At 67.5% G+C, this 14990-nt stretch carries 13 protein-coding genes; all 13 read left to right on the forward strand.

What is annotated here, in order from left to right; translation table 11 throughout:
- On the forward strand, positions 1-1833 hold the full coding sequence (locus R5H29_RS01900) for a chemotaxis protein CheA (protein WP_026346971.1): 1833 nt from the start codon (positions 1-3) through the stop codon (positions 1831-1833).
- A 103-nt stretch (positions 1834-1936) separates the two neighbouring features.
- Entirely contained in the window at positions 1937-2677 is a 741-nt protein-coding gene (locus R5H29_RS01905) for a flagellar motor protein (protein WP_010482457.1), read from the forward strand.
- A gap of 1 nt (position 2678) precedes the next feature.
- Complete coding sequence (gene motD, locus R5H29_RS01910; protein ID WP_407073515.1) at positions 2679-3695, forward strand: flagellar motor protein MotD; 1017 nt, start codon at positions 2679-2681, stop codon at positions 3693-3695.
- Between the two features lie 4 nt (positions 3696-3699).
- Positions 3700-4482: a ParA family protein gene (locus R5H29_RS01915; RefSeq protein WP_019659589.1), complete on the forward strand. Its 783-nt coding sequence runs from the start codon at positions 3700-3702 to the stop codon at positions 4480-4482.
- Positions 4479-5690, forward strand: a complete 1212-nt coding sequence (locus R5H29_RS01920) for a chemotaxis protein CheW (protein ID WP_332328649.1) — start codon at positions 4479-4481, stop codon at positions 5688-5690. Before R5H29_RS01915 ends, R5H29_RS01920 begins: the two co-directional genes overlap by 4 nt.
- Positions 5691-5859: 169 nt before the next feature.
- Positions 5860-6168, forward strand: coding sequence for a lipid asymmetry maintenance protein MlaB (locus R5H29_RS01925; RefSeq protein WP_019659587.1), 309 nt, complete (start codon positions 5860-5862; stop codon positions 6166-6168).
- Complete coding sequence (locus R5H29_RS01930; RefSeq protein ID WP_005409521.1) at positions 6165-6530, forward strand: response regulator; 366 nt, start codon at positions 6165-6167, stop codon at positions 6528-6530. The genes R5H29_RS01925 and R5H29_RS01930 overlap by 4 nt, the downstream gene beginning before the upstream one ends.
- A gap of 45 nt (positions 6531-6575) precedes the next feature.
- Positions 6576-8549, forward strand: coding sequence for a chemotaxis protein CheA (locus R5H29_RS01935; RefSeq protein ID WP_332328650.1), 1974 nt, complete (start codon positions 6576-6578; stop codon positions 8547-8549).
- 387 nt (positions 8550-8936) lie between these two features.
- The gene (locus tag R5H29_RS01940) at positions 8937-11186 is read left to right on the forward strand and encodes a methyl-accepting chemotaxis protein (protein ID WP_312544981.1); all 2250 of its coding nucleotides are present in this window, start codon (positions 8937-8939) and stop codon (positions 11184-11186) included.
- Positions 11187-11344: 158 nt separating this feature from the next.
- Positions 11345-12118 (forward strand): flagellar brake protein, encoded by a 774-nt coding sequence (locus R5H29_RS01945; RefSeq protein WP_021202160.1) that lies wholly within the window; start codon positions 11345-11347, stop codon positions 12116-12118.
- A 159-nt stretch (positions 12119-12277) separates the two neighbouring features.
- On the forward strand, positions 12278-12769 hold the full coding sequence (locus R5H29_RS01950) for a chemotaxis protein CheW (RefSeq protein WP_019659583.1): 492 nt from the start codon (positions 12278-12280) through the stop codon (positions 12767-12769).
- A gap of 136 nt (positions 12770-12905) precedes the next feature.
- A complete protein-coding gene (locus R5H29_RS01955) occupies positions 12906-13289 on the forward strand; it encodes a hypothetical protein (RefSeq protein ID WP_021202161.1) in 384 nt (127 codons plus the stop codon).
- Between the two features lie 101 nt (positions 13290-13390).
- Positions 13391-14990: MCP four helix bundle domain-containing protein (locus R5H29_RS01960; RefSeq protein ID WP_332328651.1), on the forward strand; the 1600-nt coding region annotated here is incomplete at its 3' end.

Genomic DNA, 14990 nt, shown 5'->3' on the forward strand with positions numbered 1-14990 from the left:
ATGAGCGCGGTATCCGACGACATCACTGCCGATTTCATCATCGAGGCGCAGGAGATCCTGGACCGCCTCGGCGAACAGCTGGTGTCGCTGGAGCAGGCACCGCAGGACAGCGACCAGCTCAATGCGGTGTTCCGCGGCTACCACACGCTCAAGGGCGGCGCCGGCTTCCTCGGCGTCACTGCCATGGTCGAGCTGTGCCACGCCGCTGAGGAGGCGCTGGGCGCGGCGCGCGCCGGCCAAGCCGTGCTGCAGGCCCACCACTTCGACGCGGCCCAGCAATCACTGGATTACCTGCAGTCGATGCTGGACGCCGTGTCGTCCGGCACCGAGCCGGGCTATGCGCCGCCGGACCTGATCGCCCAGTTCGACGTGCACGGGGGTGCCGTGGCTGCGCCCGCCGCCGCAGCAGCACCCGCCGCGGGGGGCAGCGACCTGATCACCGACGACGAATTCGAGGCGCTGCTCGACCAGCTGCACGGTGGCAATGCTCCGACTGCGATCGCGCCGGCAAAAAAAGCCGACGACGGCCTGATCAGCGAGGACGAGTTCGAAGCCCTGCTCGACCAGTTGCACGGTGGCGCCGCACCGGGTGCCAAGCCTGCTGCAGTCCTGGCACCGGCGCCGGCGCCCGCGCCGCGCCCGGTCGCTGCACCGGCACCCGTGGCCAAGCCGGCGGCCAAGCCGCTGGCCGAGGCCGAACACACGGTGCGCGTTGATACCAAACGCCTGGACGCGATCGTCAACCTGATCGGCGAACTGGTGCTGTCGCGCAATCGGCTCAAGACCCTGCGTGCACGCCTGCGCGATGAAGAGCTGGACCGCGCCGTGTCGACGCTGGATATCGCCACCGCGCGCCTGCAATCGGCGGTGATGCGCACCCGCATGCAGCCGGTGGGCAAGGTGTTCTCGCGGTTCCCCAAGGTCGCCCGCGACGTTGCCCGCTCGCTGAAGAAGGAAGTGGACCTGGAGCTGATCGGTGCCGAGACCGAGCTCGACCGCAACCTGGTCGAGGCCCTGGCCGACCCGCTGGTGCACCTGGTCCGCAACGCCATCGACCATGGCGTGGAAATGCCCGACCTGCGCGAAGCACAAGGCAAGCCGCGGATGGGCCATGTACGCCTGTCGGCGCAGCAGGAAGGCGACTACGTCAGCATCGAGGTGCAGGACGATGGCGCCGGCATCGACCCGGAGAAGCTGCGCGCCAAGGCGCGCGAGAAAGGCCTGATCGATCCAGAAGCCGCTGCCCGCCTGAGCAGCGAGGAGTGCCTGCACCTGGTGTTCCTGCCGGGCTTCTCGACCAAGCAGCAGGTCACCGATATCTCCGGCCGTGGCGTCGGCATGGACGTGGTGCAGTCGCGCATCCGCGAACTGAGCGGCCAGATCCAGATCCAGTCGGAACTGGGTCGTGGCAGCCGCTTCCTGATCCGCGTGCCGCTCACCCTGGCGATCCTGCCGACCCTGCTGGTGCAGGCCGGCGAGGACGTCTACGCACTACCCCTGGCACGCGTGATGGAAGTGCTGCACGCGCCGCGCACCTCGCTGGGCTGGTTCGATGGCCGCGCCGTACTTGATCGCCGCTCGCACACCCTGCCGCTGGTCGACCTGCGCCAGTGGCTGGATGTGACACCGGCCGCGTCAACCCTGCTGACCATCGTGGTGCTGCAGGCCGGCGAAGCCCGCTTCGGGCTGGTCGTGGACCAGGTGCGCGGGCGTGAGGAAGTGGTCATCAAGCCACTGCCGAAGGCCCTGCGCGGCCTGCGCGGTTATGCCGGTGCAACCTTGATCGGCGATGGTCGCATGGCCCTGATCCTGGACGTGGACGGGCTGCGTTGAACCCCGCCAGGGCCATGCCCGGCGACCCGAAAAACTGTGACTACCGTCTGTACGCGATCTACCGGTGTCTCAAGTCCCATTCATACACGCCGATACCGGAACCATGGATAGACTCAGCCTCATTGGACTCTTTCTCGCCCTGGCCTCGCTGGTCGGCGGCAGCATCCTCAAGGGCGCCGGCCTGGCGTCGTTGTGGTCGCCTGCGGCGTTCGTGATCGTCATCGTCGGCACCGTCGCCGCGATCCTGCTGCATACCTCGCCGGCGGTGTTCAAGCATGCGTTCAAGATCGTGCGCTGGGTCGTACGCCCGCCACACAGCGATCGCCGTGAACTGATCCAGCAGATCGTCGAGTGGAGCAACATCGCCCGCCGCCAGGGCCTGCTGGGCCTGGAATCGCAGGTGGAAGCGCAGCAGGACCCGTTCCTGCGCAAGGGCCTGCAGCTGCTGGTGGACGGCGTCGAGCCCGAATCGATGCGGCACATGCTGGAAATCGAACTGGGCAGCCAGGAACACCAGGACCAGGCCGGCGCCAAGGTCTTCGAAGCGATGGGCATCTACGCACCGACACTCGGCATCATCGGTGCCGTGCTCGGCCTGATCGCGGTGATGAAGAACCTGGCCGACCCGAGCAAGCTCGGCCACGGCATCGCCGCCGCGTTCACCGCCACCATCTACGGCATCGCCTCGGCCAACCTGCTGTTCCTGCCGGTGGCTGCCAAGCTCAAGAGTGTGATCTCGCACAACACCCGCGACCGCGAAATGGTCATTGAAGGCCTGATTTCGATCGCCCAGGGCGAGAACCCGCGCAACATCGAAACCAACCTTTCCGGCTTCCTGCACTGACATGGCCCGCCGCAAGCACCACGAAGAGCATGCCAACCATGAAGCATGGGCGATCCCCTATGCCGACCTGATGACGCTGCTGCTCGCCTTCTTCGTGGTCATGTACGCGATCTCCTCGGTCAACGAGGGCAAGTACCGGATCATGGCCGACGCGCTCACCGATGCCTTCGGTGGCGCACCGCGCACCATCAACCCGGTGCAGGTGGGGAACAAGCAGGTGCAGGGTGGCGGCTGGGACAGCCCTTCGGTGATCAAGTCCGGCACCAAGATCGGCCCCTCCGCGCCGGCGCCGTCGCACGACCCGACCCTGCTGCCGTCGATGGCCTCGCAGATGCGCATGCCGGTCTCCGTGCACAACCAGGAACAGATCGCCCGTGCCGAGCGCCAGCTCAACAGCATCGCCGACCGCCTCACCGCTGCATTGGCGCCGCTGATCGACCGCGGCATGATCAGCGTGCGCCGCACCGAGTTGTGGATTGAAGTGGAGATCAACAGCGACATCCTGTTCCCCACCGGCTCGGCCGCGCTGGACGTGCATGCACGGCAGACGCTGGCCAGCCTCGCCGAGGTGCTGCGTGACGTGCCCAACAGCGTGCGCGTGGAAGGCCACACCGACAACGTGCCGATCGCCACCGCCACCTTCCCTTCGAACTGGGAACTGTCGGCCGGACGCGCCGCCAGCGTGGTGCATCTGTTCGCCGACCAGGGCCTGCAGCCGTCGCGGCTGGCGATGGTCGGCTATGGCCAGTTTCGTCCGCGCGAAGAGAACGACAGCGCGCAGGGGCGCAACCGCAACCGCCGGGTGATGGTCATCATCCTGGCCGACACCTCGCATTCGGTGGATCCGCTCGGCCAGCGCCTCAATGCGGCCACCGGCGCCGTCGACAACAGCACCACCGAACAAGCCGCCGCAACTTCGGCCAGCGCCCCCACCTCCCCCATCGCACCGGTGAAGTTGCCGCCGGTGCCGGCTGGCAGCCGCGTCGGCGCCGCCGTTCCCCCGGCAATGAAGGAGTAAACCGATGCGCATCTGGGCAATCGCCAACCAGAAGGGCGGAGTCGGCAAGACCACCACCACCCTCGCCCTCGGCCGCGGCCTGGCCGCGCTGGGCCATCGCGTGCTGCTGATCGATCTCGATCCGCACGCCTCGCTCAGCCGCGCCTTCGGCGTACCGGTGGATCCGCCGCCGGCCGGCGTGCTGGAACTGTTCGGCGCTCCGCCGGCCGATCTTTCCAGCCTGTGCCATGCCAGCAGCATCCAAGGCCTGGACTATGTCTGCGCGCAGTCGGCGCTGGCCACGCTGGAGCGCCGCAGCGCCAACCAGCCCGGCCTCGGCCTGGCCCTGCAGAACGCACTGGCGCGCCACCAGGGCCAGCACGACTACATCCTGCTGGACTGTGCCCCCACCCTTGGCCTGTTGATGATCAACGCGCTGGCCGCTGCCGACCGCCTGATCATCCCCACCCAGGCCGAGCCGCTGGCCCTGCATGGCCTGGACGGCATGGTCCGCACCGGCGAGATGGTCGAGCGCTCGCGCCGCCGCCCGCTGCCGATCTCGATCCTGCCGACCCTGTTCGACCGCCGCACCCGCGCCGGCAACGAGTCGCTGCGCACCATGCAGGATCGCCATGGCACCCGCGTGTGGGAAGACGCCATTCCGATCGACACCCGCATCAGCAATGCCGCAGGCCTGACCCTGCCCAGCGTTGGTGAGGAGTACCCGGGCCGCGGCCTGGCCGCCTATCGCCGCGCACTGAACTGGATCCTCGGTGAGGATGCCCGCGCCCTGGAGCAGGCCGCATGAACAGCACCGGCGTACTGGACGACTATCTGGACGAACTGCTGGGCGAAGCGATCGCTCCGGCCGTCGTGCTTCCAACGCCGGACAGCGTCGCCCCGGCCCCGGCCAGCATATCGCAACCGGAACGTGAGCCGACCTGGGATGACCTGCCGGCCGAGGTGATCTACGAAACCGACACCGTCGCCGCGGCGCCTGCCGCGGACAACGCCGCGCTCGAAGCCGCCTTCGAGGCCGCCGCAACGGCCGGGCGCGAACCCACCTGGGACGATCTGCCTGCCGAGGTGATCTACGAAACGGAGACTGTTGCCGTTGCACCGGCAGAGGACGACGCAGCACTGGAGGCCGCCTTCGAGGCCGCCGCAATGCCGGTCGCCGCTCTCGAGCGGGAACCGACCTGGGATGATCTGCCTGACGAGGTGATCCACGAGACGGCCCCGGCCAAGGCCGGCCCGGAGCCCACCTGGGACGACCTGCCCGACGAAGTGATCTACGAGACCGACGCGGCCGACAGCCATCACCTCGCCCACACTGACAGCCCCGGCCTGCAGGCTGCGTTCGAGGCCGCTGCCGGCGGCGCGGATGTCCCCACGCCGCCCCCGGCCGTGGTAGCGCCCCCGGCGCCGCGCCCTGCACCCGCGCCTGCCCCGGCTGCGCCCGCTGCCGTCGCGCCGCCGCCCCGCGTTGCCGTGGATGCCCCGGCCACCAACCGTCCCGGCACCTGGCAGGAACTGCAGGCACAGGCTCTCCAGCCCGCCAGCAGCCCGCATCCGCAGAACCGCCGCGCCGGCGAGCGCACCTCGCGCTGGCTGCGCCTGCGTTGCGGCACCCAGGCTTATGCGCTGGAACTGCTGAAGGTGCAGGAAGTGGTGCTGCCAGTTCCCCTGCTGCCATTGCGCGGCACCGCACCAGCGATGCTCGGCATCATGAACCTTCGGGGCCAGGTGGTACCGGTGATGGATCTCGGCCTGCACCTGGGTGCGGCCGCTGCCGAAGACGATTCGCAGACCCGCATCGTGGTGCTGGAGGAAGACGGCGAAACCATCGGCCTGCGCGTGTCGGCGGTGGAAGATGTCGCCAACCTTACCGACTCGCAGATCGAGCCGCCTGATACCGCGCGCATCTGCCAGATTTCCAACGACCTGTTCCGTGGCGTCGCCCGGGTCAGCCAGCGTCCGATGATCCTGCTCGACGCCACACGGCTGTTGAGTTGAGTCGGCGCTTTGCGCCGACGCGGTGCCTGTCGGGGATTGCAGGTGCCGATGCGCAGCATTGGCATCTCCCGTCCCCGAACAACACCGCATCGGCGCAACGCGTCGATTCCCCTAAAGAACCCTGCCGGGGTGCCGTTATGGATCACGGAACCGTTTGTCCGGAGCAACGATGAGCACTGTCGAACTGGGTGGGGATCTCGGCATCGAGAGCAGCACCGAGCTCAAGAACCGCCTCGCCCCGCTGGTGGCGCAGGCAGGCGAGCTGACCCTGGATGCAAGTCAGGTCGCCCGCATCCACACGGCCGCCGTGCAGGTGCTGTGTGCATTCGTGCAGGCCCGCCGCGAGGCCGGCCTGGGCACCGGCTTCCACGGTTGCACCGCAACCTTCCGTGACGCCGCGCGCCTGCTGGGCGTCACCCAGGCCCTGGGCCTGGACGCAACCCATGACAACCTGAAATCTGTGGAGAACGCTGCATGAGCGCACGTATCTTGGTGGTGGACGATTCGGCGTCGATGCGCCAGATGGTTTCCTTCGCCCTCACCTCGGCCGGTTTTGCCGTCGAAGAAGCCGAAGACGGCGCGGTCGCGCTCGGTCGCGCCAAGGGCCAGCGCTTCAACGCGGTGGTCACCGACGTCAACATGCCGAACATGGACGGCATCGCGCTGATCCGCGAACTGCGCCAGCTGCCGGACTACAAGTTCACCCCGCTGCTGATGCTGACCACCGAATCGGCCGCCGACAAGAAGTCCGAAGGCAAGGCCGCCGGTGCCACCGGCTGGCTGGTCAAGCCGTTCAATCCGGAACAGCTGGTCGCCACCGTGCAGAAAGTGCTGGGCTGATCGCCCCGCACCGCTTCCCTTCTTCGCTTCCGGACCACCAATGCCATGAGCATGGACCTGCAACGCTTCCACGCCACCTTCTTCGAGGAGAGCCGCGAAGGCCTCGACGCGATGGAGGCTGGCCTGCTGGCCCTGGAATCGGGGCAGCAGGACGCGGAGATCATCAATTCGGTATTCCGCGCCGCCCACTCGATCAAGGGCGGCGCCGGCACCTTCGGCTTCGATGCCATCGCCGGCCTGACCCACGTGCTGGAAACGCTGCTCGATGAGCTGCGTGCCGGCAAGCGGGCGCTGGAAGGCCATGCCGTCGACGCCATGCTGTCTTCGGTGGACGTGCTTCGCGCCCTGCTGCGCGAAGCCGAACACGGCCAGGCTGCCGACCCCGCCGCTGTCGCCGCAGTGAAGGCGCGCCTGGAAGCCGTTCTCTCCGGCCAGGCCGCATCGAGCGCTCCGGTCGCGACAGCGGCCAAGGTGGACGATACCCCCGAAGCCTGGCAGATCGGATTCACTCCGGCGCCGTCGCTGTTCATGAGCGGCAACGACCCGCTGCGCATCATCCGCGAGCTGGAACACCTCGGCTCGCTGCAGGTCGCCGCGCGCATGGAACGCCTGCCCGGCTTCGCCCAGCTCGACCCGCTGGAGGCCCACCTGGCGTGGGATCTGGGCCTGGTCGGCAAGGTGCCGCGCAGCAAGATCGAAGACACCTTCGCCTGGGTGCTGGACGACTGCGAACTGGACATCCGACCGGCCGCGCCGCCAAGCCTGGCCACCCAGGCCCCCGCTCCGGTGGCAGCGGCGCCGTCGGCACCTGCCGCGCCAGCCGCCAGTGGCGGCGCCAACCAGGAAGCGGAAACCTCGATCCGCGTCAGCGTCGACAAGGTCGATGCGCTGATCAACCTGGTCGGCGAACTGGTCATCACCCAGGCCATGCTCAAGCAGGTCTCGCACGCACTGGACCCGGTCCACGCCGAAAGCCTGTTCGCCGGCCTGGACCAGCTTGAACGCAACACCCGCGACCTGCAGGAAGCGGTAATCGGCGTGCGCATGCTGCCGGTCGATGCGGTGTTCCGCCGTTTCCCGCGCCTGGTCCGCGACCTGTCCAGCCGCCTCGGCAAGCAGGTGCGCCTGCGCACCGTCGGCGAAGGTACCGAGCTGGACAAGGGCCTGATCGAGAAGATCGCCGATCCGCTGGTGCACCTGGTGCGCAACTCGATCGACCACGGCCTGGAAATGCCCGACGTGCGCCGCGGTGCAGGCAAGGACGAGACCGGCACGATCACCCTGGCGGCCTCGCATCAGGGCGGCCATATCGTCATCGAAGTCAGCGACGATGGCCGTGGCCTGGACCGCGCCAAGATCCTGGCCAAGGCTCACGAACGCGGCCTGGCCGTGCCGGACAACCCGACCGATTCGCAGGTCTGGGACCTGATCTTCCAGCCAGGCTTCTCCACGGCCGATGCGGTCACCGACCTGTCCGGGCGTGGTGTCGGCATGGACGTGGTCCGCCGCAACATCCAGGCACTGGGCGGCGAGGTGCAGATCGAAAGCAGCCTCGGTACCGGCACCCGCACGCTGATCCGCCTGCCGCTGACCCTGGCCATCCTCGACGGCATGACCGTAGCGGTGGCCGGCGAAACCCTGATCCTGCCCCTGGCGTACGTGCTGGAGGCGCTGCAGCCGCAGGCCGAGGACATCCGCAGCATGGCCGGCGAGGGCCGCGTGCTGCGCGTGCGTGGCGAGTACCTGCCGATCCTCTCGCTGAGCGAGTACTACGGCTACGGCAACCGCGCACCCGGCAGCGAATCGCTGGTGGTGGTGGTCGAAGGTGATGGCCAGAAGATCGCGCTGGAGGTGGACGAACTGGTCGGCCAGCAGCAGGTCGTGGTGAAGAACATCGAGAACAACTACCGCCGCATCGGCGGAGTATCCGGCGCCACCATCCTCGGCGACGGCCGGGTCGCGCTGATCGTCGACATCGGTGGGTTGGTGCGCTCGCTGCGGATGCCGCAGGCGGCCTGATCCACGCTGCATGCGAACCATGGACCGCCGCCCCTCGGGGCGGCGGTTTTCGTTTGTGTTCGGCCTGCCAGGGGGGTCAGATTCCCCTTCCGCAGGAACGGAATCTGACTGCGGGACGGCACCCCGAAACCAAATCGTGAACTCCGTCGGCACGCTAGTTGCTGTCGCAACCACTTCATCCAATCGAAAACCGCGTCGCTGCAACGCTTCCGTGTTGCCCTCCCTACGCATCCGAATGTGATCTGCGTCCATAAAGTCCATCGAGACTGCGCCGCTATTTCGCATTGACGGCCGTCACCGAACCCCACCGGGAACCACCGTTCGCTCTGCAACCACCCCCAAACCGGCGCACAGACGCCGGCACTCTGCCCACCTGGAGCACCCTGCATGAAGTGGTTCCAAGATCTGCCCATCGCCCGCAAGCTGGCTGTGGGGTTCACCCTCACCACGTTGATGACCCTGATCCTCGGCGCGTTCGCCCTGCTGCGACTGAGCGAAGCCAACGCGCAGCTACGCGACATGGCTGGCAACGATATCCCCTCGGTCCAGCACCTGGGCGAGGCGCGCTCGCAGCTCGGGGAGTTCCGCACCTACGAACTGGCCCAGCTGAGCATGCTCGACCAGCCGGAAAAGGTGGCCGACTACAACAAGCGCATGGACGACACCGCCAAGGCCGTACATGACGAACTGGCGGCGTACGCGGCGCTGCCGGCGCTGGACAAGGAGCGTGAACTGTATCGCGCAGCCAGCGCGCAACTGGATCGCTACTTCGCCGCCAACAAGGCGATGCGCGACGCCGTGACCGCCGGTGACGGCGTCCTGGCGCGGCAGATCTCCGACGAGCAGTCACGCCCGGCGCGCCGCGACCTGTTCGCTGCGATGAAGGCACTGGGCGCCCATATCGCCGGGCAGATGGACGGCAAGATCGCCGACGCCAACGCCACCCATCGCAACAGCATGATCGCCATCATCGGCTGCATCATCCTGCTGTCGCTGGTGGCCGCCGCGCTGGCCATCGTCATCTCGCGCGCGGTCACCGGCCCGCTGGGCAAGGCCGTGCATGCCATCCAGGCGGTCGCCCGCGGCGATCTCAGCGTCAGCACCCAGGCCACCAGCAGGGACGAAGCCGGCAGGATGCTTACGGCCACGGCCGAAATGACCGCAATGCTGCGCCGTTTCAGCGAGCAGACGCAGCTGATGGCACAGATGCATGCCGGCCCGGACATCAGCCACCGTATTCCGGAAGACTTCCCGGGCGTCTACGGCCAGCTGGCCAGCGGCATCAACACGGTGATCTTCGAACACCTCGATGCGATCGTCGATGCCATCGAAGTGCTCAACCAGTACGCCATCGGCAACCTTGCTCCGGACGCCCGCCGCCTGCCCGGCAGCCGCGCGATCCTGCACGAATCGATGGACGCCGCCAAGGCCAGCCTGCTGGCCATCAATACGCAGATCCAGCACCTGGCCTCGGCCGCCGCTGCGGGCGACTTCAGCCAGCGCGGTGACGCGCAGCGCTTCGATCACGATTTCCGCGTGATGATCGAGCAGCTCAACAGCATGATGCAGGTGGCCGACGGCAACCTCGGCCAGCTCTCGCAGCTGCTGCAGTCGATCGCCGCCGGCGACCTGACCGCACGCATGGACGGCCAGTTCAACGGCGTGTTCGCGCGCATGCGCGACGACGCCAACACCACCGTCGCACAGCTGACCCAGATCGTCAGCCAGATCCAGGCCAGTGCCTCCAGCATCACCCTCGCCGCTGGCGAGATCGCGTCCGGCAACAGCGACCTGTCGCGCCGTACCGAGCAGCAGGCCGCCAACCTGGAAGAGACTGCCGCCTCGATGGAGGAACTGACCTCCACCGTGCGCCAGAACGCCGAACACGCCCGCCAGGCCAACCAGCTCGCCATCGGCGCCCATGGCGTCGCCTCGCAGGGCGGTGAGGTGGTGGGCCAGGTGGTTACCACCATGTCGGCCATCGAAGCCTCGTCGAAGAAAATCGCCGAGATCATCAGCGTCATAGACGGCATCGCGTTCCAGACCAACATCCTGGCACTGAACGCCGCGGTGGAAGCCGCCCGTGCCGGCGAACAGGGCCGTGGCTTCGCCGTGGTTGCCAGCGAAGTGCGTACCCTCGCCCAGCGCTCGGCCGCCGCCGCCAAGGAAATCAAGGGCCTGATCGACGACTCGGTGGGCAAGGTCGCCGAAGGCTCCAGCCTGGTGCACCAGGCCGGCAGCACGATGGGCGAGATCGTCGCCTCGGTGCAGCGCGTGACCGACATCATGGCCGAGATCTCCGCCGCTTCGCAGGAGCAGAGCGCCGGCATCGAGCAGGTCAACCAGACCGTGGTGCAGATGGACGAAACCACCCAGCAGAACGCTGCGCTGGTGGAGGAAGCCACCGCCGCCGCGCGTGCGATGGAAGACCAGGCCGTGCAGCTGGGCGAAGCCGTGGCCCGCTTCCGGCTGGCATCGCAGGGCACGACGGCCATTCCGGCGCGTCCGCTGGCGGCGCCGGTACCGCGCCAGGTCGCAGCTGCCGCACCGGCCGTGAAGGCGGCCCCGGCACGTACGATGCGCACCGGGACAGCCCAGTCGGCGCTGGCTGCAGACGGCGACTGGCAGGAGTTCTGATGTCGCCAGGGTCGGACCCTTCTCCCTCGGGAGAGGGGTCTGGCCCCTTACGCATGGAAAGTGATGCAAGCCCCACTTCATAATCCGGTGCAGAGGCCGATATCCCCATCGAGCCTCGCGCCAACGCGTGCTGGCGCCCGCCCCTGACCGTAGATTCCATGTCCGACGGCAACGACACTGCAGTGCATGATGTCCACGCGGCTGATGCCGCCGACGAACGTTTCCTGGTCCGCAACCCGCGCCAGTTGCGCCAGCTGCTGCGCTCGCTGATCGACCAGCGATCACTGATCAATGCCCATATCGACGGCCGCGACCGGTCGTTCCCGACCGCACTGCTCGAACTCGAAGAGGATGAAGACTACCTGCTGCTCGATGGCAGCCTGCAGGAGGCTTCCAACCGTGCCGCCGAACAGGCCGACCATCTGCTGTGCTTCGCCCAGCTCGAGCGTGTCCTCGTGCGGTTCCGCCTGCACGCGCTGGAGCGCGTGGACAACGATGGGCACGTTGCCTTCCGCGCCCCCCTTCCGGACGAACTGGTGCATCTGCAACGCCGTGAGATGTACCGGCTGGAAACCCCCGTCACCGATTCGCCCCAACTGCGGATCCCCGCCGGCGAGAGCCGCGCCGACGCCCTGTCGATGCGGGTGGTGGACATCAGTGGCGGCGGCCTGGCGGTCGCCGTGCCAACCGATTGCGCAGTGTTCAGCCTGCAGAAGCGCTACCCGGCGGTGCTGTCGTTGCCCGACGGCCCGGACCTGGAGATCGGGCTGGTTGTCTGCAACCTGTTGCCGCAGCGCCAACCCAACGGGATCGAGATCAAGCGGGTAGGCATGCGCTTTGACACCCTGCCGCGCGGCGCCGACAGCGCCATCCAGCGCTACATCTTCCGCATCGACCGCCAGCGCAAGGCACGCCGCAACGGCGAGCTGTAGGGCGCCTTCAATGGGTAGTGGCGGCCGCTGGCCGGCACTACCGATCCTCGGCAGACCCACGCCATGCGCGGATGCCTCCGAGCCGGCACCTAAAGTCCCCCCCGGCGGGGCCGATATCGAGCCTGACACCGGGACTTCCGGCAGAACCAGGACCCCTCGATGAACGACAAGACCAACTCCGCCGCCAGCGCCGGTGGCGAATTCCTCAGCTTCACCCTTGGTGACGAGCACTACGGCGTGGACATCCTCAAGGTGCAGGAAATCCGCGGCTACGACGCCGTCACCCGGGTGCCGGATGCACCGGACTACATCAAGGGCGTGATCAACCTGCGCGGCACCATCGTGCCGGTCATCGACCTGCGCCTGAAGCTGCGCCTGGACAATGCCCGCTACGACGCCTTCACCGTGATGATCGTGCTGAACGTCGAAGACCGCGTGGTCGGCATCGTGGTCGACAGCGTCTCGGACGTCATCCCGCTGTCGGCCGAGCAGATCCGTCCGACCCCGGAATTCGGTGCTGCCGTCGACACCCGCTTCATCTCCGGCATCGGCACCCACGACGACCGCATGCTGATCCTGCTGGACATCGAGACGCTGCTCGACAGCGCCGACATGGGGCAGAACGCCCTTGCCGAAGACGCTGCTGCCTGACCGAGCGGACCCGCTTCACGTTCCGGTCACAAAACCCTTCAGTTCTCCCCGGCAGTGCCGATAGGGGGACAGAAGCCGGTCGCGCAGGAGCGCGCGGAACCGGAACGACCATCACCATCCCCGGAGATATACCTCGATGAAGTCCCTGCTTGCGTTCGTTTCGGCCGCTGTCCTGGCCACCACCGCTTCCTCCGCGTTCGCCCAGTCGGCCGACATGATCCCGCCGGAACTGGCACCGCGCTCGGTCGGCAAGGACGGCATGGTCTGCGGCAAGGTCGAAAAGGCCCGCTACGCAGAAGGTTCCGAAGGCCAGCCGACCTTCCTTTACATGGGCGGCGCCTTCCCGCGCCACACCTTCTCGGCCCGCATCGCCGGCGAGAACCGCAGCAAGTTCTCCTTCCCGCTGGAAACCCTGGAAGGCAAGACCGTCTGCGTGATCGGCAAGATTCAGCGTGACGCCTCGCGCGCGGAAATCGAAGTCAGCTCGCCCGCTGGCCTGAAGCTGGCCAACATCAAGTAATCCGCTGTCCGTCGGACCACGCCGGTGCTGGTGCCGGCGTGGTTTCTGCTGCAACCGGGCCCGATGCCCGGGCGCGTCTGCCTTAGGAGCTCGCAACGCCCATGCCGTGGATCAACAACCTGAAACTGATGCCGAAGCTGCTGCTGACTTTCGGCGTCCTCCTGCTGGTGATGCTGTTGCAGGGCATCGTCGCCTATCGCGGCCTGCATTCGCTGAACAACGTCACCACCGAGCTGGCCGGTTCACGCATGGAGAGCATCCGCCTCGCCGGCGAGATGCGCGGCATGCTGGGCGAATACCGCAATGCCGCCTACCAGCAACTGATCCGGGCCAGCGACGACGTCAAGTCCGATGCGCGCAAGCAGGGCGTCGAGCTGCGCGCGAGCATGGACAAGTCGATCAAGGAGTACCCGAAGCTGGTCGACAACGCGCAGCAGAAGAAGCTGTTCGACACCTTCGCCAAGGAGTGGAAGGACGCCCTGGCCTCCTATGACAGTGTCACCGAGATGCTGGAACTGGACCTGCCGGACGATGCCATCGATACCTTCGTCGGCGAAACCCGCACCAAGCACCGCAAGGCCGCCTCGGCACTGGAAGCGCTGATCGCCGAAGACAACCGCCTGGCCCGCGCCTCGCGCGAACAGGCCGCGTCCACCTATTCCGCCTCGGCCGTGCTGACCGTGATCGCCCTGCTGGGTGGCGCCGCGCTCGGCCTGGTGCTGGTCTGGCTATTCGCCCGCGCACTGGTCGGCAGCGTGCGCGGCGCCGTCTCGGTCGCCAACGACGTGGCCGGCGGCAAGCTCGATGGCCACATCGACGTCAGCCGCCAGGACGAGGTAGGCGAACTGATGCAGGCCATGCAGCGCATGCAGCGCGACCTGCGCGAACGCATCGAGACCGACCAGGCGGTCGCCCGCGAGAACCTGCGCATCCGCACCGCGCTGGATTACAGCTCCACCGGCGTGTACCTGACTGATACCAGCAACACCATCGTTTACACCAATCGCGCCCTGCAGCAGACCCTGAGCCAGTACCAGGACGACGTCCGCCGCGACCTGCCGGACTTCGATGCCCAGGCCTCGCTGATCGGCAAGCCGGTCACCGTGCTTGAGCACCGTGGCGAAATGGACCAGACCCTGCTGGGCAACCTGAAGGCGCACGGTGTCGCCCGCCGCCCGATGCAGTATGGCGACGCCCAGTTTGCCCAGGTCGTCTCGACCATCCGCAATGAGGACGGTGACACTGTCGGCTACGTGGTGGAATGGCGCGACCGTACCCAGGAAGCACAGGTTGAAGCGGAAGTGGCCCGCGTGATCGCCCAGGCCGCCGCCGGCGACCTGTCCGGCCGCATTGACGCCACCGACAAGGAAGGCTTCTTCCTGCAGCTGGCCCAGCAGATCAACGGCCTGCTGGACGCCAACGCCGGCAGCATCGAACAGATCTCCGGCCTGCTCGCCGCACTGTCGCAGGGTGACCTGACCGTGCGCATGCATGGCGACTACCAGGGTGTGTTCGCCCGTATGCGCGACGATGCCAACGCCACGGCCGCGCAGCTGAGCGAGATCGTCACCCGCATCAAGCAGTCCAGCCGCGCGATCAGCTCGGCCGCCGGCGAGATCGCCTCGGGCAACAGCGATCTGTCGCGCCGTACCGAACAGCAGGCCGCCAACCTGGAGGAAACCGCAGCCTCGATGGAGGAAC

The sequence above is a fragment of the Stenotrophomonas sp. A3_2 genome (assembly GCF_036624925.1).
GTDB lineage: Bacteria > Pseudomonadota > Gammaproteobacteria > Xanthomonadales > Xanthomonadaceae > Stenotrophomonas > Stenotrophomonas hibiscicola.